General features: G+C 45.6%; 25 protein-coding genes and 1 tRNA gene. 11 read left to right on the top strand and 15 right to left on the bottom strand.

What is annotated here, in order from left to right; translation table 11 throughout:
• The first annotated feature begins 5 nt into the window (after positions 1 to 5).
• From QMG91_RS03105 to QMG91_RS03115, 3 genes are all read left to right on the top strand, one after another.
• The gene (locus tag QMG91_RS03105; RefSeq protein WP_281828792.1) at positions 6 to 1,622 is read left to right on the top strand and encodes a S1 family peptidase; all 1,617 of its coding nucleotides are present in this window, start codon (positions 6 to 8) and stop codon (positions 1,620 to 1,622) included.
• A complete protein-coding gene (locus QMG91_RS03110) occupies positions 1,619 to 1,984 on the top strand; it encodes a hypothetical protein (RefSeq protein WP_022595405.1) in 366 nt (121 codons plus the stop codon). Before QMG91_RS03105 ends, QMG91_RS03110 begins: the two co-directional genes overlap by 4 nt.
• Positions 1,985 to 2,155: 171 nt before the next feature.
• Entirely contained in the window at positions 2,156 to 4,069 is a 1,914-nt protein-coding gene (locus tag QMG91_RS03115) for a hypothetical protein (protein WP_281828794.1), read from the top strand.
• Between the two features lie 88 nt (positions 4,070 to 4,157).
• Here QMG91_RS03115 and QMG91_RS03120 read toward each other — a convergent pair whose 3' ends face one another.
• The 6 genes from QMG91_RS03120 to rpsU form a co-directional block, all read right to left on the bottom strand.
• Positions 4,158 to 4,511: a hypothetical protein gene (locus QMG91_RS03120; protein WP_281828796.1), complete on the bottom strand. Its 354-nt coding sequence runs from the start codon at positions 4,509 to 4,511 to the stop codon at positions 4,158 to 4,160.
• Positions 4,512 to 4,718: 207 nt separating this feature from the next.
• Positions 4,719 to 4,794, bottom strand: a tRNA-Ile gene (locus QMG91_RS03125).
• A 143-nt stretch (positions 4,795 to 4,937) separates the two neighbouring features.
• A complete protein-coding gene (gene rpoD / locus QMG91_RS03130) occupies positions 4,938 to 6,779 on the bottom strand; it encodes an RNA polymerase sigma factor RpoD (protein ID WP_004401840.1) in 1,842 nt (613 codons plus the stop codon).
• A gap of 129 nt (positions 6,780 to 6,908) precedes the next feature.
• Positions 6,909 to 8,663 (bottom strand): DNA primase, encoded by a 1,755-nt coding sequence (dnaG, locus tag QMG91_RS03135; protein WP_004401842.1) that lies wholly within the window; start codon positions 8,661 to 8,663, stop codon positions 6,909 to 6,911.
• 101 nt (positions 8,664 to 8,764) lie between these two features.
• Positions 8,765 to 9,208, bottom strand: a complete 444-nt coding sequence (locus QMG91_RS03140) for a GatB/YqeY domain-containing protein (protein WP_004401843.1) — start codon at positions 9,206 to 9,208, stop codon at positions 8,765 to 8,767.
• Between the two features lie 24 nt (positions 9,209 to 9,232).
• Positions 9,233 to 9,448 carry a 30S ribosomal protein S21 gene (gene rpsU / locus QMG91_RS03145; RefSeq protein ID WP_001145625.1) on the bottom strand — a complete coding sequence of 72 codons (216 nt, stop codon included), beginning with the start codon at positions 9,446 to 9,448 and terminating at the stop codon, positions 9,233 to 9,235.
• Between the two features lie 209 nt (positions 9,449 to 9,657).
• On the opposite strand from rpsU, the gene tsaD reads away from it, so the two are divergent.
• Positions 9,658 to 10,674 (top strand): tRNA (adenosine(37)-N6)-threonylcarbamoyltransferase complex transferase subunit TsaD, encoded by a 1,017-nt coding sequence (tsaD, locus tag QMG91_RS03150; RefSeq protein ID WP_004401865.1) that lies wholly within the window; start codon positions 9,658 to 9,660, stop codon positions 10,672 to 10,674.
• A 65-nt stretch (positions 10,675 to 10,739) separates the two neighbouring features.
• Entirely contained in the window at positions 10,740 to 11,555 is an 816-nt protein-coding gene (locus QMG91_RS03155; RefSeq protein ID WP_281828856.1) for an alpha/beta fold hydrolase, read from the top strand.
• Here the strand turns inward: QMG91_RS03155 and plsY are convergent.
• A complete protein-coding gene (gene plsY, locus QMG91_RS03160; protein WP_281828858.1) occupies positions 11,552 to 12,157 on the bottom strand; it encodes a glycerol-3-phosphate 1-O-acyltransferase PlsY in 606 nt (201 codons plus the stop codon). The two genes, QMG91_RS03155 and plsY, sit on opposite strands and share 4 nt — an antisense overlap.
• Before the next feature lie 112 nt (positions 12,158 to 12,269).
• Between plsY and folB the strand changes: the two genes are divergently transcribed.
• Genes folB through QMG91_RS03175 form a run of 3 tightly spaced genes read left to right on the top strand, consistent with a single transcriptional unit; the run spans position 12,270 to position 13,920 of the window.
• Complete coding sequence (folB, locus tag QMG91_RS03165; RefSeq protein WP_281828860.1) at positions 12,270 to 12,629, top strand: bifunctional dihydroneopterin aldolase/7,8-dihydroneopterin epimerase; 360 nt, start codon at positions 12,270 to 12,272, stop codon at positions 12,627 to 12,629.
• The gene (gene folK / locus QMG91_RS03170; RefSeq protein ID WP_022610859.1) at positions 12,626 to 13,120 is read left to right on the top strand and encodes a 2-amino-4-hydroxy-6-hydroxymethyldihydropteridine diphosphokinase; all 495 of its coding nucleotides are present in this window, start codon (positions 12,626 to 12,628) and stop codon (positions 13,118 to 13,120) included. The genes folB and folK (QMG91_RS03170) overlap by 4 nt, the downstream gene beginning before the upstream one ends.
• The gene (locus QMG91_RS03175; RefSeq protein ID WP_022551500.1) at positions 13,117 to 13,920 is read left to right on the top strand and encodes an undecaprenyl-diphosphate phosphatase; all 804 of its coding nucleotides are present in this window, start codon (positions 13,117 to 13,119) and stop codon (positions 13,918 to 13,920) included. Before folK (QMG91_RS03170) ends, QMG91_RS03175 begins: the two co-directional genes overlap by 4 nt.
• 79 nt (positions 13,921 to 13,999) lie before the next feature.
• Here QMG91_RS03175 and can read toward each other — a convergent pair whose 3' ends face one another.
• Positions 14,000 to 14,653 (bottom strand): carbonate dehydratase, encoded by a 654-nt coding sequence (gene can, locus QMG91_RS03180; protein ID WP_004401877.1) that lies wholly within the window; start codon positions 14,651 to 14,653, stop codon positions 14,000 to 14,002.
• A gap of 290 nt (positions 14,654 to 14,943) precedes the next feature.
• On the opposite strand from can, the gene QMG91_RS03185 reads away from it, so the two are divergent.
• From QMG91_RS03185 to QMG91_RS03195, 3 genes are all read left to right on the top strand, one after another.
• Complete coding sequence (locus tag QMG91_RS03185) at positions 14,944 to 16,605, top strand: SulP family inorganic anion transporter (protein WP_022589628.1); 1,662 nt, start codon at positions 14,944 to 14,946, stop codon at positions 16,603 to 16,605.
• Positions 16,606 to 16,736: 131 nt separating this feature from the next.
• Positions 16,737 to 17,648 (top strand): ABC transporter ATP-binding protein, encoded by a 912-nt coding sequence (locus tag QMG91_RS03190; RefSeq protein ID WP_022595391.1) that lies wholly within the window; start codon positions 16,737 to 16,739, stop codon positions 17,646 to 17,648.
• A gap of 3 nt (positions 17,649 to 17,651) precedes the next feature.
• Positions 17,652 to 18,422, top strand: coding sequence for an ABC transporter permease (locus QMG91_RS03195; protein WP_022589629.1), 771 nt, complete (start codon positions 17,652 to 17,654; stop codon positions 18,420 to 18,422).
• 58 nt (positions 18,423 to 18,480) lie between these two features.
• Here QMG91_RS03195 and panC read toward each other — a convergent pair whose 3' ends face one another.
• From panC to sfsA, 7 genes are all read right to left on the bottom strand, one after another.
• On the bottom strand, positions 18,481 to 19,368 hold the full coding sequence (panC, locus tag QMG91_RS03200; RefSeq protein ID WP_223094869.1) for a pantoate--beta-alanine ligase: 888 nt from the start codon (positions 19,366 to 19,368) through the stop codon (positions 18,481 to 18,483).
• A 9-nt stretch (positions 19,369 to 19,377) separates the two neighbouring features.
• Positions 19,378 to 20,172 carry a 3-methyl-2-oxobutanoate hydroxymethyltransferase gene (panB, locus tag QMG91_RS03205; RefSeq protein WP_004401893.1) on the bottom strand — a complete coding sequence of 265 codons (795 nt, stop codon included), beginning with the start codon at positions 20,170 to 20,172 and terminating at the stop codon, positions 19,378 to 19,380.
• A 23-nt stretch (positions 20,173 to 20,195) separates the two neighbouring features.
• Complete coding sequence (gene folK, locus QMG91_RS03210; protein WP_281828869.1) at positions 20,196 to 20,681, bottom strand: 2-amino-4-hydroxy-6-hydroxymethyldihydropteridine diphosphokinase; 486 nt, start codon at positions 20,679 to 20,681, stop codon at positions 20,196 to 20,198.
• Positions 20,678 to 22,027, bottom strand: a complete 1,350-nt coding sequence (gene pcnB, locus QMG91_RS03215) for a polynucleotide adenylyltransferase PcnB (protein WP_281830431.1) — start codon at positions 22,025 to 22,027, stop codon at positions 20,678 to 20,680. Before pcnB ends, folK (QMG91_RS03210) begins: the two co-directional genes overlap by 4 nt.
• Before the next feature lie 81 nt (positions 22,028 to 22,108).
• On the bottom strand, positions 22,109 to 23,017 hold the full coding sequence (gene gluQRS / locus QMG91_RS03220) for a tRNA glutamyl-Q(34) synthetase GluQRS (protein WP_281828871.1): 909 nt from the start codon (positions 23,015 to 23,017) through the stop codon (positions 22,109 to 22,111).
• A gap of 53 nt (positions 23,018 to 23,070) precedes the next feature.
• Positions 23,071 to 23,520: an RNA polymerase-binding protein DksA gene (dksA, locus tag QMG91_RS03225; RefSeq protein ID WP_004401898.1), complete on the bottom strand. Its 450-nt coding sequence runs from the start codon at positions 23,518 to 23,520 to the stop codon at positions 23,071 to 23,073.
• 130 nt (positions 23,521 to 23,650) lie between these two features.
• Complete coding sequence (gene sfsA / locus QMG91_RS03230) at positions 23,651 to 24,364, bottom strand: DNA/RNA nuclease SfsA (protein WP_281828873.1); 714 nt, start codon at positions 24,362 to 24,364, stop codon at positions 23,651 to 23,653.
• Positions 24,365 to 24,440: the final 76 nt, after the last annotated feature.

A 24,440-nucleotide genomic window follows, 5' to 3' on the forward strand; every position in this document is an offset into this window, starting at 1 on the left:
CAGGAATGAATAGTTTGAAAGTTAAAAACGCAGTTTTAGCGCTAGGAATAATCAGTGCATGTAGTGCAGCTTCTGCATCTGAACAGCCAGTAAGAACTTCCTCTCAATCAGAGAGAATTATTGGAGGAAATAAATCAGCCAATGGTGACTGGCCATTTATGACTGCTTTGGTAGCCAAAGGAAAAGATGCATTTGCTACACAATCTTGTGGTGGTAGCTTTCTTGGGGATCGCTATGTATTGACGGCTGCGCATTGTGTCAATGGCGTAAACCCTGAGGAGCTGGATGCCATAGTTGGGGTTTATGATTTAAAGAAAGCAAGCACAGAAGGTGTACGTCTTGGTGTGCAAAGTATTTACACACATGAGCTTTTTGACACCCAAAACCTCAATTACGATATCGCCGTATTAGAGTTAGAAAGAGCAATCAATTCAGATAAAGTAGCGTTGGCTACGACAAGTCAAGAGCCTACTGGTGGAGACTCTGTAACGGTTATCGGTTGGGGAAATCAGCAGCCAAATTCAAACTTAAGAGGCATTTATCCATCAGAGTTGTTTGAAGTGGATTTGCCTATTGTTACCCGCTCAATTTGCCAAACTTCTGGGGGGCGATATCAAAATATCAATGATGCAGCTATTTGTGCTGGTTTTTCGAGTGGCGGAAAAGATTCATGTCAGGGCGACAGTGGTGGTCCATTAATTCAGGACCTTAATGGTATTCCTACCCAAGTTGGGGTTGTCAGTTGGGGCGAGGGGTGTGCAAAACCAGGGAAATATGGTGTGTATGCCAATGTTGCTCACCTAAATAGCTGGATTAACGATCAAATGACTGGCGTGAGTTACCGTCAGAATGTTTATTTCGGGTTTAACCAAGCAGGTACTAAGCTTTCAAAGACTGTCACAGTAAAGAACCATGAGCTGACGCCTTTTAATGTTTCAAGCGTTGTTTCATCAGACTCAAACAAACTGAAGATCACCAATAACCAATGCGCTACTGCGGGCGATTTACAGCAAGGCGAGAGTTGTGATGTGACCGTTGAATTGACGGTTCCTCTTGGTAGAGGTGAAGCTGAGATCGTTGTAAACACCAATCATGCAACTAAAAGCCAGCTAAAAACCAAATTGCATTCATATGGTCTAATCGCCGTCAACAATGATGTGAAAAGCGCAGTAGGGTTGGGAGACGCCGTATACTCAAATGCTACGCCATGGGAAGTTTATTTAACTGATACTTTAAAAGCGGGCGATACTCCTCGAGGACAAAGTTCACTCCTTCGAATCGAAAACCTTAAGCAGGGCGAACTTACTTTTGATGCCAGAGTGAATACACAATCCAAATCAGGATATTTTAAAGTGCTAGTCAATGGTCGTTTAGTATTTGAATACACGGGGTATGAGACGAACTACTTTTCTTATCGCGCAAAGCTGAGTGGAGCCAGCAATGACGTTATGTTTATATATGAACGAGGCGTGACCAGCTATTCTGATAACGATACTGTTTACCTCAAAAACATTAAGGTAAAACAAACGGAGTCCGGTTCATCTGGCGGAAGTTTATCGCTGGGATGGTTAATGCTTCTATTGCCTCTAGCACTACTCAGAAAAAGGAGGAGTAAACAATGAAGCTGATAAAAACACTTCTTGGAGTATTGGCTCTTTCGGGCATTGTTGGATGCGCTAATGAGCGCGTGCCACAAATATCTGAGAATACAATTGAAGGTACAGTAGAGCCTTTGGTGTCTTCAAAACGCTGGGAGCACTTAGTGATTTTTGTGGCTCAATCCACTGGATGTACTGATGACAAAAGCTTCGAGCTACAAATTGATAAGGTAGAAGCAAATAGAGTGAGTGTCAGTATTATTCGTACCAGACCGGATTATTGCCGACGCTCACCAATGTTTGAAGAGTTTCAGTTAACTTTACCTCAAGAGCTTAATGAAGTGGAGCTGGTGGTAAATAACCCGTTAGCTAAACCTCTTAATTGATAACGCTGCATTAAAGCTGTCATACTTAAAGTCATGCTTTTGCATGGCTTTTTTTTATTTATAAAATCTAAAATCATTTTGGAACAATGTATTACGTTGGTTAACAATTGAACTGATGATTTAATTATCAGCTCATATACGCTTTCTCTTTTACAACAGAGAGGTGAATATATGAAAGCTGGAAATGTTTTATTCAGTCTGATGCTACTAGTGCCGACGTACGCTTATTCCTATCAGTGCGCCATTGAAATCCCTCCCATTTCTTGTGATGGGCGAAGTGGGATTTTCATGAAAAATCCTGGAAGTACACTGGTTAAGTGGGATGAAAAATCACCCTATACGGTTAAGGGCGGTGAGCAACTCTCTGTTGCGGTGTGTAACTACAAAAATTCAAAAGTCGCTAATCAGGTCATTTCCGATTACTCCTTGATTCCGACTATTATCGGCAGCGTTGGCAAGAATGCTTCTTTGCGAATTGATATTACAAACAGTGCCAATATCGAAGTCAGTCATAAACTCGTCATGGGAGAAGAACTACCTGAAGGTTTACCTAACAACAACCCTCCTGCGGTTCTTCCTGTTCCAGAGCCAGACATCGCTACTCCCGCACTTATTTCAGACATTATCCATGGTGATGTAAAAGAAGGAGCACAAATCCAAGTTAATGTTGAATCTTCAGCAAATGTTCGCTTAACAGGAGCCAATTCAGAGCTTCACATAGGTAAAGCCAGTTTGTTTGAAGAAGTCATTAACAAGCCTAGAGATGGTCAGCATTCTCACATTCACTTTGGGTGTCTACAGCTAGATTTGGAAGACACAGCCAACGTTTATGGCACTAAAACCAGTTACGTTTACATTCGGGATGGGCAGCTTGAAGATGAGAACATTGATTATACTCTCGGTATCTCAAGCATCTTGATTGAGAAAGAAAACGTCGCCAATGTTCGAGCGAAAGAACTCCACATTTTTGATGGCGAACTGTCTGACGAGAGCGTAGATACGCAAAATTTTTCCAGTTCTAATATTAACTTGATTTTCGATAACGTCGGCAATGCTCGTGTGGATAGCTTACGCATTGTGGATGGAGAGCTGGTGGATGAGGTTCTGGATACATCAGATGTCCGCCACAGCTTAGTGTCTATATCACTTGATGATGTGGCGAACGCCACAGGCTCAAAACTTCATATCCATGAAGGGGAGTTGTTGGACGAGGTCTTGGATGCTCAAAACATAGCACACTCTAATATTGCTATTTCCCTAGAAGAGGCTGGAAACAGCGCAACAGTGAACAGTGTTTACATTCTGGAAGGAGAACTGATTGATGAAGTAATGGATATTGGAAAACTGGATCACTCACTGGTGTCTATCGATATAGAAGAAAGTGCCAATTCCAGCGGGTTCAATACCACTGTTCATCACGGAGAGCTTCTTGATGAAACCCTTGATGCTATAGAAGTGAACCATTCGGGAATTTCGATTGAACTTGAGGAAACAGGTAATGTTTTTGGCGGTGGGAAAACCTACATCGAATGGGGAGAATTAGTTGACGAAGTCCTTGATGTTGAGAGCAGTTTTAAGTTTTCCAGAGCCAACATCGAGATTTCAGATACGGCTAACAGCAACGCAAAAAACGTGGAAATCAAACGCGGGGAACTGCTCGATGAAACATTTGATGTGCAAGACGTAACGAATGCTAATATTGCTATTGATGTCCGCCATACTGGCAACGTTAGAGCCGTTAACCAACTGAAAATTACCCATGGTGAGCTGGTTGATGAGGTATTTGATCATCGTTCGATCGCAGGCTCAACCGTGCATGTAGATCTAAACTCTGTGGCAATTGTTGGTTCATCAAAAAACAAAGCTCAAAGTGTAACCCTAAAACACGCCGAACTGCTGGATGAAGTGGTGGATACTGAACTAACAATGACCAGCACGTCTGGAACCGTCAAAGTGAAAAAGTCCGCGAATGCATTCTCAAACACGCTAAATCTCGAAATGGGTTCACTTGCTGACCGATTTGTTGATGTACCAGTAGAAGCGCCCATCAGCTTGCAGAAAGTAAATTCTGGTGAGTGGAAGTAGACAGCGCTAGTACTCAAATACAGCTCAAGTTTGGAGTTTGGCGCTCCATGCTTGAACTGTATCTAGAGGAAATTCATCTAAATAAGCTTTACCCCCAGCCTGATCTTTTTACTCTCAATTTATCGCGTACAGTGATAATTATTCCAAACAGAATTACCAATGCAATCCATATGGCGAACATTATTAACGGTAGAATTAATTGATCCCAAGAACTGATTCCGATAACTGAATACCAGAACATACCAACAGATAAGACCGGGGTGAGTAGTATGCAAATGAATACAACTATTGAAAAGTTATGCAAAACATCAAACAAGACTCGATATTTTGGCTTACAGGGGTCATAACCGATAAAGCCCATCACACCAGTAAGTGACAATGAGAGAACCCCTACCTGAAAAGCAGTCCATAAAATCGCTAGTAAAATTGCAATCAATTGCATTTTAATCTCCTGAGTTACACATAAAATGCAATGTAAAGTAGTAGGTTACAAGTATATGAATGCTGTTTGCGATGGAGATAGCAGTAGGGGCTCTGGGATATTTATTTTTCAAAAAGACTTGTTTCAAAAGAGAAGTGATTTGTGAAGGTTTCATCTAGATAGAAACAAAAAAGCCTGATGAGTTTCCTCATCAGGCTTTCTTAAATATGGTGGCCCCTCGCAGACTTGAACTGCGGACCAATCGATTATGAGTCGACTGCTCTAACCACTGAGCTAAGGGGCCAGTAGGTGGATGATTATAGGGGAAGCCTTGGGGTGTGTCTAGATAGGTGGGGGGCAATTTATGTCTAGTTTTTGCGCACTTAGAACGCAGAAAACAAAAAAGGTGAGCGAGTGCTCACCTTTTGTACATCTTAGGTATCGTAATTACTCGTCTAAGAAGCTGCGCAGTGTTTCTGAGCGGCTTGGGTGACGAAGTTTACGAAGTGCTTTTGCTTCGATCTGACGAATACGTTCACGAGTAACGTCGAACTGCTTACCTACTTCTTCAAGCGTGTGGTCTGTGTTCATATCAATACCAAAACGCATGCGCAGTACTTTCGCTTCACGAGGTGTCAGACCGGCAAGCACGTCTTTGGTTGCAACACGCAAGCTAGTTGAGGTTGCAGAATCCAGAGGCAGTTCCAGCGTGGTATCCTCGATAAAGTCACCTAGATGCGAATCTTCATCATCACCGATAGGGGTTTCCATCGAGATAGGCTCTTTCGCAATCTTAAGGACTTTACGAATCTTGTCTTCAGGCATCTGCATACGCTCTGCCAATTCTTCTGGAAGCGGTTCACGACCCATTTCCTGAAGCATTTGACGAGAGATACGGTTTAGCTTGTTGATCGTTTCAATCATGTGAACAGGGATACGAATAGTACGTGCCTGGTCTGCAATTGAACGAGTGATCGCCTGACGGATCCACCATGTTGCGTAAGTCGAGAACTTGTAACCACGACGGTATTCAAACTTGTCTACCGCTTTCATCAGACCGATGTTACCTTCCTGAATCAGGTCCAAGAATTGTAGACCACGGTTGGTGTATTTCTTCGCGATAGAAATAACAAGACGCAAGTTTGCTTCAACCATCTCTTTCTTAGCACGGCGAGCTTTCGCTTCGCCAATGGACATGCGACGGCTGATGTCTTTGATGCTTTGAACTGGAAGAGAAGTCTCTTCTTCAATAGTCTTCAGCTTAAGAATACTACGACGAATTTCTTCTTCGTTACGCTTGATCTTATCAGCGTATGGTTTGCCTGAAGCAAGTACTTCATCCAACCACGCTTCAGAAGACTCATTACCTGTGAACAGTGCAACGAATGACTTCTTAGGCATGTCACCGTATTCAACACATGAACGCATAATGAGACGTTCTTGCGTACGAACACGATCCATTGAAGTACGAAGCTCGTTTACCAGGTAATCAAACTGTTTTGGAATCAGGCGGAACTGACGGAAAACATCAAGCAATTCAGTTGCAGATTCGCTTGCCAGAGCTGTCTCGCGACCTTTCTCATTAATGGCTAGCTGCAGATTTTGATACGCTGTGCGTAGCTCGTTGAATTTCTCAGCGGCTAGCTCAGGGTCAATACCTGTATCTTCTTCTTCATCATCGTCATCGTCTGAATCCGAGTCATCGTCGTCTTCATCGTCAAGATCTTGTTCTGCTAGCTCGGAACCGATGTGTGTTGCAGTCGGTGCTGCGGTCTCTTCATCGTTCGGATCAACAAAACCAGAAATGATGTCTGTTAAGCGAAGTTCTTCAGCCTGAACTTTATCAAACTGCTCAAGAATGTAAGAAATGGTGCCAGGGTATTCGGCAACAGAACACTGAACTTGGTTAATACCATCTTCAATGCGTTTTGCGATATCGATCTCGCCTTCACGAGTCAACAGTTCAACAGTACCCATTTCACGCATATACATACGTACAGGGTCTGTGGTGCGGCCAATTTCACTTTCTACTGTAGAAAGTGCAGCTGCGGCTGCTTCAGCAGCATCTTCGTCGGCTACTGCCTCATTCATCATGAGGTCATCGGCGTCAGGAGCCGTTTCAACAACTTGGATACCCATGTCGTTGATCATCTGAATGATGTCTTCTACCTGTTCAGAATCGACGATTTCTTGTGGTAGGTGGTCGTTTACTTCGGCATAGGTCAGATAGCCTTGTTCCTTACCTTTTGCGACAAGTAACTTTAGCTGTGACTGCGGATTTTGATCCATAGACGATATCCAACTTCAGGTCTGGTGATGAGTTTAGTTTTGCGAAATGCAAACCGCCAATTTTATCAAAAAAAATTGCTGATGACTATGACAACTTAGCACATAATTTCACCGCTACTTGGTGGGTATTTATGCCTTTAAGTCCAGCATTAGAGCGACGAGCTCTCTCTTTTCGTCGGGTGTTAGGCCGACACTTCTGTCTTTCGCTTGTAGCGATTCAATTTGTTTTTCAACGCACTGGGCAAGAATGTTGTCCAGTGAATCGAGGAAAATGTCTTCCTGATTATCTTCTTCGAGAGGTACTTCCCAACCTGCGAGGCGTGATAATAGTGTTCCGTTTTTCTCGTTGCGCCAATGCTCTAGTAGCTGGCCAGTGTTTATATTGGGATGGGCTCGGCATTTATCAAGTACTTCCCCAAATAAACTTAACCCGGGAAGATTAATATGGCGGATACTGGATAAATCCGGCACCATTTCCACGTAATGCGGGTTTTGCAGCAGTAAAGCGATCACTTCGCGCATCGGGGTGCGTTTAATGTCACTGTGTGGTTTTGGTATTGATTCTGACTGTCGCTTTTTCGGTTTTCTCAGCTGATTGTCAAACCCTGTCTTTTCATCCAACAGCTTTTCGAGCAGCTCCTGAAAATAGGGATCTGGAATCTTATTGATAAGCTCTGAAGCGTACGCTCTAAGTGCAGATTTCCCCTCATTGGTGCCCAGGTTGAGCTGATGCAACTCAATCAGGTTTTCAAACAGGTAAGACGATAATGGAGTGGCGTTTTTTACCTGTTCTTCAAATGCTTCTTTACCGTGTTGACGAATGTAGCTGTCTGGGTCTTCGCCATCGGGTAAGAATAGGAACTTCAATGTATTGCCCGTCTTTAGGTAAGACAGGGAGTTTTCCAAAGCTCGCCATGCGGCTTCTTTACCTGCACGGTCACCGTCGTAACAGCAAACTACGGTATTGGTTTGTCTGAACAAAACTTGTAGGTGATCGCCAGTGGTAGAGGTGCCCAGTGATGCAACGGAATAATCCACTCCGTATTGCGCCAAAGCTACCACATCCATATAGCCTTCAACCACGAGAACCTGTGGCGGTTCGCGATAGGCTTGAAGTACTTCGTAAAGACCGTAAAGTTCTTTACCTTTATGGAAAATAGGGGTTTCTGGGGAGTTTAGATACTTAGGAGTCCCATCTCCAATAACTCGACCACCAAAGCCGATAACCCGACCACGACGGTCGCGAATTGGAAACATGACCCGACCACGGAAGCGGTCGTAACGGTTGCCCTTGTCGTTTTCAATCAGCATACCGCCAGAGACTAGCATCTCCTGAGCATTGGGAGACTGACCAAAGTTCTTACGAACTAAATCCCATTCATCAGCAACAAAACCGATACCGAATTTTTGAACCACTTCTTTCGATAGTCCACGATCTTTTAAATAGTCGATGGCATGTTTGCTGCTCGAAAGTTTCAGTTGAGAACGGTAGAACTGGGCGATGCTGCCCATCATGTCATATAGGTTACGTTTTTGTTCAGTATTGGCTTTTGGTGCTGTGCTGAAGCCACCTCCGCTTCGTTGTTCTCTTGGCACTTCTAAGCCAAGATAGGAAGCGAGTTCTTCAATAGTTTCAACAAACTCTAAGCGTTCGTATTCCATAAGGAAGTCGATGGCATTGCCGTGTGCACCACAACCAAAACAGTGATAGAACTGCTTTTCCTGGCTGACACTGAACGAAGGGGTTTTTTCATTATGGAAAGGGCAGCAAGCACTGTAGTTCTTGCCTTTCTTTTTGAGCTTCACTCGAGCATCAATGATATCGACGATATCAAGGCGTGCTAAGAGGTCATCAATAAAGGAACGAGGGATCTGTCCTGCCATAAAAACCAGAATGTTGAATTAGAAGAAATATAGAGGCTTGCAGATACAAACAAGCCGCGCATTCCAGAGGATAGCACGGCTTGTTGCAATTTGATTTAGGTTTAAGCCAATTTAGCGCGAACGAGTCCGCTGACTTTACCCATATCTGCGCGCCCTTGAATTTGCGGTTTAAGTACGCCCATCACTTTGCCCATGTCTTGCATGCCCGCTGGGTTAGCTTCAGAGATTGCGGCATCAATTAATGCAGCAACTTCATCATCAGTAAGCGGTTGAGGCATAAAGTCCTCTAGCACAGTGATTTCAGCTTTTTCCGCATCTGCTAAGTCCTGACGACTTGCAGCTTCGTATTGAGCGACTGAATCGCGACGTTGTTTAACCATTTTAGTCAGCACGCCTAAGATGTCTTCATCGGTCAGAGTGATCCGCTCATCGACTTCTCTTTGCTTAATGGCTGACAGGGCTAAACGAATAGTGCCAAGGCGCGCTTTGTCCTTGGCTTTCATCGCTAATTTTTGCTCATCTTTGAGTTTATCAATGAGAGCCATAACTTAGTCCTTTTGGATAAGTTATTAGTACAGACGAACGCGACGTGCGTTTTCGCGAGCTAGCTTCTTAGCGTGACGCTTTTGAGCAGCTGCTTTAGCGCGTTTGCGAACTGTAGTTGGTTTCTCGTAGTGCTCGCGACGACGCACTTCAGAAAGAATACCTGCTTTTTCGCAAGAGCGCTTGAAACGACGTAGAGCAACGTCGAACGGTTCGTTTTCACGTACTTTAACTACTGGCATATGCCTTTCACCTCAGGGGTTATTCGTTAATGCTGGTACCTTACCAACCAATCAGGGCTCCTGAATGGTCTTTAACCAGCTTGATCAAAAATGGTGCGGAATTTTAATCTGAACAGTCACCCTTTGTAAAGTATTATCGCAGTCAGAACTGGTTAATTTTTTTCCGTAGCGGTAAACTTGCGCCAATTCTAGCTACAACTGAGAACGTAATGCGCATTTTAGGTATAGAGACGTCCTGTGACGAAACAGGCATCGCCATCTACGACGACCAAGAAGGGCTACTGAGCCATAAGCTTTATAGCCAGGTTAAGCTTCACGCAGATTACGGTGGCGTCGTGCCAGAACTGGCTTCTCGCGACCACGTGAAGAAGACCATCCCCCTCATTAAAGAAGCATTAAAAGACGCAGGTCTGACTTCCAAAGATATTGACGGTGTGGCTTATACTGCCGGTCCTGGTTTGGTTGGTGCTTTGCTTGTGGGAGCGACGATAGGTCGAAGTGTCGCCTACGCCTGGAATGTGCCAGCAGTACCGGTTCACCACATGGAAGGGCATTTACTTGCTCCAATGTTGGAAGATAACCCGCCTCCTTTTCCATTTGTCGCGCTTTTAGTGTCTGGTGGTCACACCATGATGGTGGAAGTAAAAGGAATTGGTGAATACCGAATTCTTGGTGAGTCTATTGATGACGCAGCGGGCGAAGCGTTTGATAAAACGGCCAAACTGATGGGGTTGGATTACCCGGGGGGGCCTCTGCTTTCTCGCTTAGCGGAGAAAGGCACGCCTGGTCGTTTTAAGTTTCCTCGCCCAATGACGGATCGTCCAGGGCTGGACATGAGTTTCTCGGGTTTAAAAACCTTTGCAGCCAATACCATTGCCGCCAATGGCGATGATGAACAAACGCGAGCCGATATTGCGTATGCTTTTCAGGAAGCGGTTTGTGCAACTTTGACGATTAAGTGTAAGCGAGCCTTAGACCAGACTGGGATGAAACGCATTGTTATTGCTGGTGGTGTAGGTGCAAACAAACAGTTGCGTGCCGATTTAGAAGCATTAGCGAAAAAGATTGGCGGAGAAGTGTATTATCCACGAATCGAATTCTGTACTGATAACGGTGCAATGATTGCGTACGCAGGAATGCAGCGTCTGAAAAATAATGAAGTTGCAGACCTATCAGTGTCGGCAAAACCTCGCTGGCCTATCGATCAGCTAGAACCTATCAAATAAACATGAAAAGCCACCTTATAAGGTGGCTTTTAACTCTCAATTGAATTTTCCTCGAAAGGAATTATATGGCTACTTTTACACGTCATGGTCAAACCATGCATTATCAAGATGTCGGTCAGGGTCCTGTGCTTTTATTGGGTCACAGCTATTTGTGGAGTAGCGAAATGTGGCAACCACAGATAGAGGTATTGAGTCAGCATTACCGTTGTATCGTCCCGGATTTATGGGCTCATGGGCAATCAGAAGCTTTGCCACAAGAAACGTCTACTCTACAAGATTACGCAGGCGACCTACTGGCATTAATGGATCATCTTGAAATTCAGGAGTTCAGCATTATTGGGCTATCCGTTGGTGGTATGTGGGGAACTGAAGTCGTGACCCTTGCTCCATCGCGAGTGAAATCCATAGTAATAATGGATTCTTTTGTTGGATTAGAACCTGAAATCACTCATGCGAAATACTTCGGTATGTTGGATGCGATTTCACAAGCCCAGTCCGTACCAGCTCCTATCCTTGATGCAGTCGTACCACTATTTTTTGCCGATAATGCGGAAACCAGCAGCCCTGAGTTAGTCGCCAATTTCCGTGAATCTCTTGGTCAGTTGCAAGGCGATGCGGCAGTCAATATCGCTCAGGTTGGGCGCGTGGTTTTTGGTCGTCGAGACCAGTTTGAAGATATCGAGAAGTTTGCTCTGCCTGTGCTGATTATGGTTGGCGACCAAGACAAACCAAGACCTGTATTTGAATCTCATTTAATGCAAGATGCGATTACAGGGAGTGAGTTAGTGGTTATCCCTAATGCGGGTCATATCAGTAACCTGGAGCAACCAAAATTTGTAAATGAAAAGCTGACTGGTTTTCTGGAGAAGGTTTACGCCTAAGCTTTTGAAGAGGAGGTGCGGTCGCCTACTTTGGGCTCCGTGCCTTCAAATAAGCGCTTAATGTTTTGGTGGTGGCGCAGAATAATCAGGCAGCACAACATGGAAACAGGAAGTGTGTACTCTGGGCGGAACCACCAAGTATAAAGAGGCGCAACCAGTGTTGTTAATATAGAAGCAACCGAAGAATAGCGGGTGATAAAGACAATCGTCACCCAGGTTGCCATCATCATTCCTACTAGGCTCAGTCCCATTGGAGCCATAGAACCCAACGCTGTCGCGACACCTTTTCCACCTCTGAAATGAAAAAACAACGGGTACATATGACCCAAACATGCTGCTATGGCGACCACTCCCAAAATCACGTCTTCCACACCTAAGTACCAACTCAGCCATACCGGAATAGTGCCTTTGAGCATGTCGAATAGCAGCACGGAAACTGCAGCAATTTTAGATCCACTACGCAACACATTGGTTGCACCAGGGTTATGAGAGCCAGTTGTACGAGGATCAGGGATGCGGAACAGTCGGCAAATCAGAACTGCACTCGAGACCGAACCTAGCAGGTAGGCTGAGATGATCATGATCAGTGCAGTAGGCGTCATATTAGTCCTTAATTCACCAAAAGTTATGCTGATTAGGTGGTTAAAATCGAGTATATTCTACGGGTTTTTGCCTCAAATGGGTATCCGACCTGTAAACGATAAAGGAAGAATAATGGCTTTAGATAAAGTATTCATCGAACAATTGGAAGTGATTACCACGATTGGGGTTTACGACTGGGAACAAGAAATAAAGCAAAAGCTGGTTCTGGATATCGAAATGGCTCATGACAATCAACTTGCTGGTAAAAGTGATGATGTTGCTGATGCTCTGGATTATGCGCAGGTCAGCGAAGCCGTATTATCCCATATCGAAAATGGTCGTTTTCTACTGGTAGAACGAGTTGCCGAAGAAGTCGCAGAACTCATCATGTCACGTTTTTCTGTGCCATGGGTTAAGATTCGGCTGGCTAAGCCGGGTGCTGTTCCTCAAGCCAGAAGCGTAGGCGTGATCATCGAGCGAGGTCAGGCATGATCACCACCTACATTGGTGTAGGGTCAAATATTGAACGCAAAAAGCACGTTCGAGCTGCGTTGTCAGAGTTACGTAAACTGGGTGAACAAATTCGGATCTCGACTGTCTACGAATGTGCTTCGGTTGGGTTTGAGAGTCGTCCTTTTTATAATCTGGTAGTAGAGATGAAAACCTCACTGAGCTTATCCAGTTTATCGAGTACTTTAAGAGAGATCGAAATTAGATGGGGGCGCGACCCGGACGCACAGAAGATGCAGGATCGGACTTTAGACCTCGATATTGTGCTTTATGGCGATGTTGTTTCCAGTAAGCCTTCTCTCCCACGCGAAGACATCTATAAATACGCGTTTGTCATTCAGCCTATGTACGAGCTTTGTCCAGAATTGGTCATTCCCAATGATGGCAGAACCGTCACGCAGATACGGCAAACTATGAATAATTTTGATTCGCTGATTGCGGTGAATCCTTTTGATAGTGACGTAAGTAAATGAGTTATTTTGAAGCCTTTATGCTTGCTCTGATTCAGGGGCTGACAGAGTTTCTTCCTATTTCCAGTTCCGCTCACCTAATTCTGCCTTCAGCCATTCTTGGCTGGGAAGATCAAGGCTTGGCGTTTGATGTCGCTGTACATGTTGGTACATTGCTCGCCGTCGTGATTTACTTCCGAAAAGAAGTGATCACCTTATTTGCTGCCCTGTTTGGTTCCATCTTCAAAGGTGATCGCAGTAAAGAAGCCAAGCTAGCGTGGATGATTGTGATTGCGACTATTCCTGCCTGTCTGTTTGGCTTGTTCATGAAAGACATCATTGAACTTTATCTGCGCAGTGCCTGGGTGATAGCGACCACAACAATCGTGTTTGCACTGCTGCTCTGGTGGGTAGACAAGAACTCTCCATTAAAAGACGACGAATATCAGGCAGACTGGAAAAAAGCGGTATTTATCGGCATTTCTCAAGCATTAGCCATGATTCCGGGTACTTCACGTTCAGGCGCAACCATTACAGCGGCGCTCTACCTAGGCTTTACTCGCGAAGCAGCAGCGCGATTCTCTTTCCTGATGTCCATCCCAATCATTACTCTGGCTGGTAGCTACTTAGGTTTAAAACTGGTGACAAGTGGCGAACCAGTGCACGTTGGCTTCTTATTGACGGGCATTGTCACGTCATTCATCAGTGCTTATCTGTGTATCCACTTCTTCCTGAAGCTAATTTCTAAGATGGGAATGACGCCATTCGTCATCTATCGATTGGTGTTAGGTTTCGGCTTGATAGCATTTTTGATGATGAATTAAGTCGAATTATGAACCACAGAAGAAAGCGGTCGACAATGTCGACCGCTTTTGTTTTGTATTGTGATTACTCTGATTCAAGTCAGCTACCCACATTCATGATCTTAGCCATTGAAGCTTGATAGGAAACCTCCAGAGATTCTCGGCTGTGGCAGCGAACACCAAGATCATTGAGCACACCATCTCCAATACCGTAGATCCAGCCGTGGATCTGTACCTGCTGACCTCGCTCCCATGCGGATTGCATGATGGTGGAGTTACCTAAGTTGTAGACCTGTTCTGCAACGTTGATTTCGCAGAGTTTGTTTGACCACTCTTCACGGGGCAGGCTACCAAGCCAGTTTCTGTGTTTGAGATAAAGATCTCGGATATGCAAAAGCCAGTTGTTGATCAGCCCGAGTTGGGGGTTTTCAATCGCCGCGTTAACACCGCCACAACCATAATGCCCACAGACAATGATGTGTTTTACTTCAAGGACGTCGACGGCGTACTGAACGACGGAAAGACAGTTGAGATCGGTATGAATGACCTGGTTGGCGACATTCCGGTGTACAAACAGTTCACCCGATGCAAGCCCAGTCAGTTGCTCAGCAGGGACACGGCTATCTGAACAGCCAATCCATAGGTATTCTGGGTGCTGGGCTTCGGCGAGCTGAGCAAAAAACTCAGGCTTTTCAGACTTAATGGTCTGCGCCCAGGTCGAGTTATTATTAAATAACTGTTTGATATCCGGCATGCTTACATTTCCTTTTTATTTCCGGACACTATACACAAGCTTGACTTGCTGTACCGCTTTCAAATCAATGTTCTTGACGAATTTATGACTGGTCAGAGTAGCATTTTGTTAAATTTAGAAACGTTTTATTACTCTTTTTTCATATCTCGCAAGTATTGCTGTTAAACGTTTGCATTTGCTTTATAAATTATTCACGACCTCTTTCGTAACAATCGTGTGAATTGATAGTGTGATTCCAATCACTCAATGGTAAAATTCGCCCGCATTTCTATTCATGCAGGAGCAATATTTTGACTGGAAATCGATTCTCGGACTGGAATCTGAAGGGTGATCTATTTGGTGGTGTAACAACTGCGATCATCTCATTGCCTTTGGCACTGGCATTTGGTGTGGCATCCGGAGCGGGTGCGGAAGCGGGCTTATGGGGCGCCATCATGGTTGGCTTATTTGCCGCTTTGTTTGGTGGTTCGTCGACATTGATCTCGGAACCAACCGGACCGATGACGGTGATCATGACGGCGGTACTGACCACCATGACCGCTAAATATCCCGAAGGCGGTATGGCAATGACCTTTACCGTTGTGATGATGGCGGGGGCATTCCAGATCATACTAGGGACGCTCAAGCTTGGTAAGTACGTGACCCTGATGCCCTACAGTGTGATTTCAGGCTTTATGTCGGGTATTGGTGTGATTCTTATTATATTGCAGCTCTCGCCTTTACTCGGGCATCCAGCTCCTGCGGGGGGCGTGACCGGAACACTCAGTGCCTTGCCTGATTTGATTTCGGAGATGAAGTTCAGCGAGCTGTTTCTAGGGTTACTCACGTTAGGTATTTTGTTCTTCTTCCCTAAAAAATATCGTCGTTACGTTCCTGCCCAATTAGTCGCACTGGTTGCTGTGACTCTTCTCTCTCTTGTTATTTTTGATTTCGATAGCATTCGCCGTATTGGTGAAATACCAGCGGGTCTTCCTTCTCTTGTCATTCCAACCATAAACTCTGAAGTCTTCACGACCATGATCATTGATGCTTTGGTGTTAGGTACGCTGGGATGTATCGATACCCTGCTAACCGCCGTTATCGGTGACTCACTGACACGTAAAGAGCACGACTCAGACAAAGAGCTGCGTGGTCAGGGTCTGGCGAACATGATTTCCGGTTTGTTTGGTGCACTGCCTGGTGCGGGTGCAACCATGGGGACGGTTACCAATATTCAGGTAGGGGCTCGCTCCCCACTGTCTGGCGTAATTCGTGCGCTAGTATTGGCGCTGGTTGTTCTGGTAGCCAGTGGGCTGACAGAGCCTATTCCAATGGCAGTGCTGGCTGGCATTGCGGTATACGTTGGTATCAACATTCTTGACTGGAGCTTTATTCAGCGCGCTCACAAGGTTAGCGTGCAGGGTATGGCGATCATGTACGGTGTTATGCTCCTCACCGTATTTGTTGACCTGATTATGGCGGTAGGTCTTGGGGTGTTCATCTCCAACATTATTATTATCGAAAGATTGAGTCGTGAGCAGGCGCGTCAGGTCAAAGCCATCAGTGATGCCGATGAAGATGATGTGCCTCTGACCGACAGCGAAAGAAAACTCTTGGACAGCGCCAATAGTAAAGTTCTGTTCTTTTACCTTTCCGGTCCGATGATTTTCAGTGTATCGAAAGCAATTTCTCGTCAGCACAGCAGTATTTCAGATTATGAAGTGATGATTCTGGATTTGACGGACGTACCAATGATTGATGTTACGGTTGGTCTGGCTTTAGAAAATGCGATTAAAGATGCCAAAGACGCGAACTGTGAAGTCTACTTATTGTGCCCTAATGAGCGCACTCGTCAGCAACTGGAGAAATTCCACGTACTTGAACTGGTGGACGATCAGAACACCTTCTCGTTCCGCTATGAAGCGCTGAAATCGGCCGTTAAATACGTTCGAAAAGACGAGTTTGAAGCGTAAAACACGCTCCATACAAGGAATAGAGTTCAAGCGCAGCCACTAGGCTGCGCTTTTTATTTGTGCAGTGGGCTTGAAAAGTTGACACTTCGTCAGCATTTCCATGAAGTTAACTTCGAAAAGAGCGCTGAAGCATGTACGCATTAGAAATAGAGCAACTTCGAAAGACCTACACGGGTGGGTTTGAAGCATTGAAGGGCATCACCGTAAATGTAGAAAAAGGTGACTTTTATGCTTTGCTGGGACCTAACGGTGCAGGTAAATCCACCACCATTGGTGTTATTTCGTCTCTGGTCAATAAAAGCTCAGGCAAAGTGAAAGTGTTCGGGCATGACATTGATTCAGAGCTTGAGCTGGCAAAACAACATCTGGGTCTAGTGCCACAAGAATTCAACTTCAATCAGTTTGAAAATGTCGAACAGATCGTGATGCAGCAAGCGGGTTACTACGGTGTGCCTCGCTCACTTGCCAAAGAGAGAGCCAAAAAATATTTATCAAAACTGGATCTTTGGGACAAACGAGAAGAGCGTGCAATGAACTTGTCTGGCGGTATGAAGCGCCGCCTGATGATTGCCCGAGCATTAATGCATGAACCTCAGCTATTGATTCTTGATGAGCCGACGGCTGGTGTTGATATAGAGCTTCGTCGCTCTATGTGGGATTTCCTGAAAGAAATCAACCAACAAGGAATCACCATCATTCTGACGACGCATTATCTGGAAGAAGCAGAAATGCTGTGTCGAAATATCGGCATCATCAATCGGGGTGAGCTGATTGAAAACACCAGTATGAAAGATTTGCTGAACAAGCTCCATGTTGAGACCTTTATTCTCGATCTGGACAGTAGCGATAATGTGCCCACACTGGATGGCGTCAATTCTCAGCATATCGTTAACGGTTCACTGGAAGTGGAGCTGGAAAAGTCACAAGGGCTCAACCACATTTTCACTCAGTTAACGGAAAGCGGAGTCAAAGTGATGTCGATGCGCAACAAAGCCAATCGTTTAGAAGAGTTGTTTGTCACAATCGTAAGAGAGCAGGGGTAAGAGATGTATCAGTTGTACTGGACGGCATTCAAGAGTCTTCTGGCAAAAGAAATAAACCGCTTTATGCGAATTTGGGTACAAACACTTGTTCCCCCCGCGATCACCATGACGCTGTATTTCATTATATTTGGTAGCCTGATCGGTTCAAGAATCGGGGAAATGGGGGGCTTCACCTACATGGAATACATTGTGCCCGGCTTGATCATGATGTCGGTGATCACCAACTCTTATTCCAATGTCGCGTCTTCATTTTTCAGTTCTAAATTTCAGAAGAACATAGAAGAGCTGCTGGTGGCACCGGTACCCAATTACATCATCATTGCCGGATTTGTGATGGGTGGTGTGGTTCGTGGTTTATTGGTTGGAGCTATTGTCACACTGGTGTCTCTGTTCTTTGTTGATCTGCAGGTTGAGCACTGGGGCATTATCATCGCTACGGTATTCCTCACATCGGTCGTTTTCTCTTTGGGAGGGCTGATTAACGCTGTATTTGCGGGAACATTCGATGACATCTCTATCATTCCTACGTTTGTGCTTACCCCGTTAACTTATCTGGGCGGTGTATTCTACTCGATCAGTTTGTTGCCAGAATTCTGGCAATGGGTTTCTAAGATCAATCCGATTGTCTACATGGTGAACGCGTTTCGCTATGGATTCCTGGGGGTATCGGATGTCGGTATCGCTACATCCTTTGGTGTGCTAGGTGTGTTTATTGTTGGTTTGTATGCCGTTGCTCACTATTTAGTCGCGAAAGGCATTGGTCTTCGAAGCTAGATGAGAAAATAAAAATGGGTCGCTGAGCGACCCATTTTTTGTATCTGAAAAACAGTACTTACGACGTTTTTTCTTCCGGTTCTTCTTTCGATTCAGTCGTCAGTTCCAGTACCTGATTGTCTATCAGGCGAGCTTTTCCTAAGAAAGCCGCAATCAGAATCACCGCTTGCGTCGATTCAGAAGAGATTGGCTGAAGTGTATTGGCATCGCGAATGAAAATTTCGTCTGGCTGTAAATCGGCTGCGCGAAGTTGATCATTGGCATCTTCAATAATGGAAGAGTAATCATCACGTCCGCCGCGGATTTGGCTGCTGATCCAGCGCATGGTACGCGCGACAACAGGTGCGCGCTGGCGCTCATCAATCGTAAGCAATGTATTGCGAGAGCTCATTGCTAAGCCATCCATTTCCCGTACCGTTGGTACACCAATAATTTCGATGTCCATAGCGAGATCAACCACCATCTGGCGGATAATGGCGAGCTGCTGAAAATCTTTCTCACCAAAACAGGCGACATCAGGTTGCACGATATTGAACAACTTGGTCACTATGGTGGATACGCCCTTGAAATGACCTGGTCGGGAAGCGCCTTCAAGCATCAGGGACAGACCAGGGACCTCCACATAGGTCTGCTTGTCTAAACCTTCTGGATACATCATCTCTGGTGTTGGAGTGAATACAAACTCAACCGCTTCACCATTCAATTTAGCGAGATCGTCTTCCAGCGTGCGAGGGTAGTTGTTGAGATCGTCTGTACGCTCAAACTGCATCGGATTAACAAAGATGCTGACGACCACTACATCGGCGTGTTCACGAGCTTTTCTCGCCAGTGTTAAATGACCTTCATGCAGATTGCCCATAGTAGGGACAAAAGCAATACGGCGACCTTCTCGCTTACACTGTTTGATCTGATCTCTAAGGGAGGCAATATCAGTGAACGTTTGCATTATATTTCCTTACTCAAAGCTGTGCTCTGCACCTGGGAAAACCTGATTTTGTACGTCTTCCTTGTACTTGGCAATCGCTTTGCGGATATCCCCAGTCTCTGCCAGAAAGTCTTTAGAGAATCTTGGCATGTAGTTCGCAGAAATACCGAACATGTCATGCATGACCAGAATCTGGCCGTCAGTATCGGGACCTGCGCCAATACCAATCACAGGAATGCTCAGACGCTCGGTGATGCGTTTAGCCAGAGAAGCAGGAACACATTCCAATACCAGCAACTGAGCACCTGCGTTTTGCAGTGCGATGGCGTCTTGCACCATTTGCTCGGCGCGTTCAGCGTCACGCCCCTGAACTTTGAAGCCACCAAAAATATTCACTGATTGTGGTGTCAGACCCAGATGCGCACAAACAGGCACAGAACGCTCAGTCAGTACACGAATGGTTTCAGAGAGCCACTGCCCACCTTCAACTTTGACCATATTCGCCCCGGCTTTCATTAGCGTGGCAGCGTTTTCACAAGCCTGTTCAGGCGTTGCGTAAGTCATGAAAGGCATATCTGCCAGAAGAAGGCAATTTGGGCTGCCCGCACGAACACTGCGCGTGTGGTAGGCAATGTCATCGATAGAAACCGGCAGAGTTGATGTTTCGCCCTGAAGCACCATTCCCAGTGAATCACCCACAAGAAGCAAAGGCATTTCCTGCTCCTGGAACAGTTGTGCAAAGCTCGCATCGTAAGCCGTTGAAGTTGCGAACTTACGACCTTCCTGCTTCCAGGTCATGAGTGTATTGATAGTGACGTTTTTCATAATATTTCCTTATTAGGGGCAACTTACGACGACCAGACGTTTAAACCATTTCGGTCTACTTGTTTGAGTAACGTCTGCAGTTGCGTCCCGTCAGGGAGAGTTAAACTTGGTGCGATTTCAGCAAGAGGGTAGAGAACGAACTCCCTGATCTTCATTCCATAATGTGGAACAGTTAAACGTTCTGAATCGATCACCTCATTGCCGTATAAAACGATATCCAAATCGAGGGTTCTTGGTCCCCATCGTTCGTCTTTACGGACACGCCCTTGCTCTAGCTCGATTTTTTGAGTGCTGTCGAGCAGTTCAAGAGGCGTCAAACTGGTTTGTACCTCAACTACGGCGTTGATGTAGTCGGGTTGGTTCTGTGGTCCCATTGGCGTACTGCTGTACAGGGAAGAAGCGCGAACCAACTCAGTGTTCGGAATGCTTTTTAGCGCTTCAATGCCTTGTAGTGCCTGAGTGACGGGATCAGACAAGTTGCTGCCAACAGCAATGTAAACGGTAATCATGCTTTTGGCTTTCTTTTCTTGTTTCGGTAGCTGCGACGGCGGCGCTGACCTGAAGCCGTACCGCCTAATTCTGTCACCATTGCCTGGCGCATATTTCGCCCTGCATTCTGGTATGTCTGCCACCATTTGGCTAATTCCTGGGTGTCACCTTGCTCTATTTCCCCGCGCATTTCAAGGAAATCGAAGCCAGCACGGAATTTGTTCAGTTCCAGAAGCCTTGTGGCACGCTTACCGCTTCGGCGAGGCAGTCTGAGCTGGAGTTGCCAAATCTCTCGAATGGTCGCAGTGTGGCGACGTGGAATGGCAATAGAGCGAACCTGCTCATCCAGAATCATATTGCTGGCTTCCATGATGGCGTCGTAATAAGCAAAATTACGTTTCTCCATCAGGCGTTCTGCCATGTGATTCAACGGGTACCAGAGTAGAGCCGCAAACATAAACGCAGGGTTTATGCGTTTGCCTTCCTGAATGCGCTTGTCGGTCGATTCCAGAACCAGCTCGATCATTTTCTCTGTCTGGCTGCTCTGCTCTTCAGTAAATTCCTGAGCAATATCCGGGAATAACTGTTGGAAAAGATCGTACTCACGAAGCAGGTGATAGGTTTCCAGACCATTACCTGACTGAAGCAGTTTAAGGGATTCTTCAAACAGTCGGGCTGCTGGAATGTCTCGCAACAAATGTGCAAGTTCTTTGATTGGCGCTGCAGTGTCTTCATCGATATCCATGTTGAGTTTTGCTGCAAAACGAATTGCTCGCAACATTCGAACAGGATCTTCGCGGTAACGTGTTTCTGGATCGCCAATTAAACGAATAAGGTTATCGTCTAAATCGTCAATGCCGCCAGCGTAATCGTGAATACTGTAATCTGCGATGCTGTAGTACATGGCATTGATGGTGAAATCACGGCGCTCAGCGTCTTCGTCTACGGTGCCATAGACATTATCACGCAGAAGCATGCCTTCTTTCGATTGAGCAGCAACATTCTTGGTCGGTTCCTGATGATGACCACGGAATGTCGCCACTTCAATGATATCGCGCCCGAACATAATGTGAGCCAGTCGGAATCGTCTGCCGATCAAGCGGCAGTTTCTGAAGAGCTGCTTGATTTGTTCCGGAGTGGCGTTGGTAGCAATATCGAAATCTTTAGGTTGTTCGCCGAGCAGGAGATCGCGCACTCCACCGCCTACCAGAAATGCATCGAATCCGGCATTGTGCAGGCGGTACAGCACTTTCAGTGCGTTGTCGCTAATCTGTTTGCGAGAAATGTTGTGCTCTTCTCTTGTAATAATATTCAGAGTCAGTTCTCCGTTTGAGCGACTATTTTGTTGGCCTTTGCTGGTTAGAATCTTACGGCAAAAGCGAGTAACTTGACTAAAAATAGCCCACCTCTATTACGTTTGTGCTCAAAAATTGCGGCTAATAATAGCTTAGCTGTCCTTGTTTGAGAATGGGGACGTGATTTTGATCTCGTCTGGTAGTTGGTTTAGGTGCCAGTTTTCGACACCCCACCTCAGTATTTCCTGTTGGCTAGCTTGCTCTAATTCTTTATCTAAATCAAAGCCTAAGAAGCGCATTGCAAGCAATGTTTCAGGCTTGGGATTGTCCAGGCTGATGCCTTCTGCGCGGTTCTGCTTCGACAGTTTGTTGCCGCGTTCATCGATGGCTAACGGCAGGTGCAAGTACTCAATTGGCGTTTTTTTAAGCATTTGATATAAGCTGATTTGTCGACCTGTCGGCTCGATCAAGTCTGCGCCGCGAACCACTTCAGAGACTCCCTGATGAATATCATCCAGCACAACGGCGAGATTGTAGGCAAACAATTCATCCCGACGCTTAATGATGAAATCTTCCCGTGCCAGAGCAGGTGGAATGTCGATGCTGCCATGTCGTAAGTCGGTAAATTCAGTCACCGGATGAGTCATAGTCAGCCGGACGGCGCAGGGGTCAGAAGTCATCAGTGATTTATGACGGCATGTTCCCGGATAAAACCCGCCCGCTTCTTTAATCTGCTTACGGCTGCAGTTACAGTTGTATGCCAACCCTTCTTTCAGCCATTGATCAATTTGTTGCTGATAGGCTCCGTGACGTTGGCTCTGAAACAGCACTTCACCATCCCAGTGAAGCTGGTAAAAGTCCAATGTCTTTAAAATGAGGTCGGCTGCCCCTGCCATTTCTCTCGGCGGGTCCAGGTCTTCCATTCTCACTAACCACTTTCCAGATTTTGAGCGAGCCTGAAAGTAGCTGCCCAAAGCAGCGATCAAGGAACCAAAGTGAAGCGGACCAGAAGGCGAGGGGGCAAAACGCCCGATGTAGTTAGAATTGCTCATGGTAATCATCAAAAAAGGGAGCTGACAGGCTCCCTTTTATCACTGCTCTTGCTTAGCTTGTGTTAGCCTTGCATTTGTTTTTCTTTCATTTCAGCAAGTGTCTTACAGTCGATACACAAATCGGCTGTTGGACGAGCTTCTAATCGGCGAATACCGATTTCAACGCCACAAGATTCGCAGTAACCGAAATCGCCATCTTCGATCTTGTCGAGAGTTTTCTCAATTTTCTTGATCAAGCGACGCTCACGGTCACGGTTTCGTAGCTCTAGGCTGAACTCTTCTTCCTGAGAAGCACGGTCAACAGGATCCGGAAAGTTTGCTGCTTCGTCTTGCATGTGATGCACAGTACGATCGACTTCTTCCCTGAGCTGATTACGCCAAGCTTCTAAAATCTTAGTGAAGTGAGCCAGTTGCCTTGGTGACATATACTCTTCACCCGGCTCTTCCTGGTAAGGCTCAACACCTGCAATTGCTAGGATGCCTAGCGTTTTTCTTTTGGTAGTTTCTGGCATACAGCATCTCCTACTTACACCTTTTGACTGCCCAGCAGTCAATCAAGGCGGGTATCTATAGCAGAAAGAATAGCAGTAGGCAATGACTCGCAAGCGTGGGTCTCTGCCATTGTGAAGGTTGCATCATTTTTCATAGATTGTTGATAAAATCAACACTTTGAACCAATTGCATTTCACGTTCGGAGATTTCTGCCTTATAGCAGAGTATCTCAACACCGCTTTCTTTTGCTTGATTTAACAGTTGTGAATATTTCGCATCTATATGGTGGGCTGCCGACACTTTTTCAATACCAGTATGTAAAACAGTAAAAAAAAGTATGGCTCTGCTTCCACTTTTTGCGACTTCTATCAACTCACGAAGGTGCTTTTGCCCCCGCGTTGTGACCGCATCAGGAAAATAGCCGTGTCCATTCTCTTGCAATAACGTCACACTTTTTACTTCAATATAGCACTTCGGGCGATCTTCGCTTTCGAGTAGCACGTCAATACGACTGTTTTCATTGCCATATTTGACTTCCGTCCGTAAAGATTCGTACTCAGTTAATTCCGGAATTCGCCCAGCCTCAATGGCTTCAATGACAAGCGCATTGGGTCTTGCTGTGTTGATACATATTAGGTCACCCTGAGCGTTTTGCGAAAGTTCCCAACTGCAAGGGTATTTTCTTTTCGGATTATCCGAGGTGGAATACCAAATGGTGTTACCTGCATCAGCACATCCGGTCATCGCTCCGGTGTTCGCGCAGTGAATGGTCGTTGTGGAACCGTCATCAAACTCGATATCAGCCAAAAAGCGTTTGTATCTTTTGATGAGTGTCGCACGTTGTAGAGGTGGGTTAAATTCCATGGGCGTGTTTGGGATTCAATACTGTTTTTATGTACAATGCTTGCCTATGTTTTGCAACCAGGCAAATCATCAAGAA

The sequence above is a fragment of the Vibrio nigripulchritudo genome, from assembly GCF_027924785.1.
Taxonomy (GTDB): domain Bacteria; phylum Pseudomonadota; class Gammaproteobacteria; order Enterobacterales; family Vibrionaceae; genus Vibrio; species Vibrio nigripulchritudo.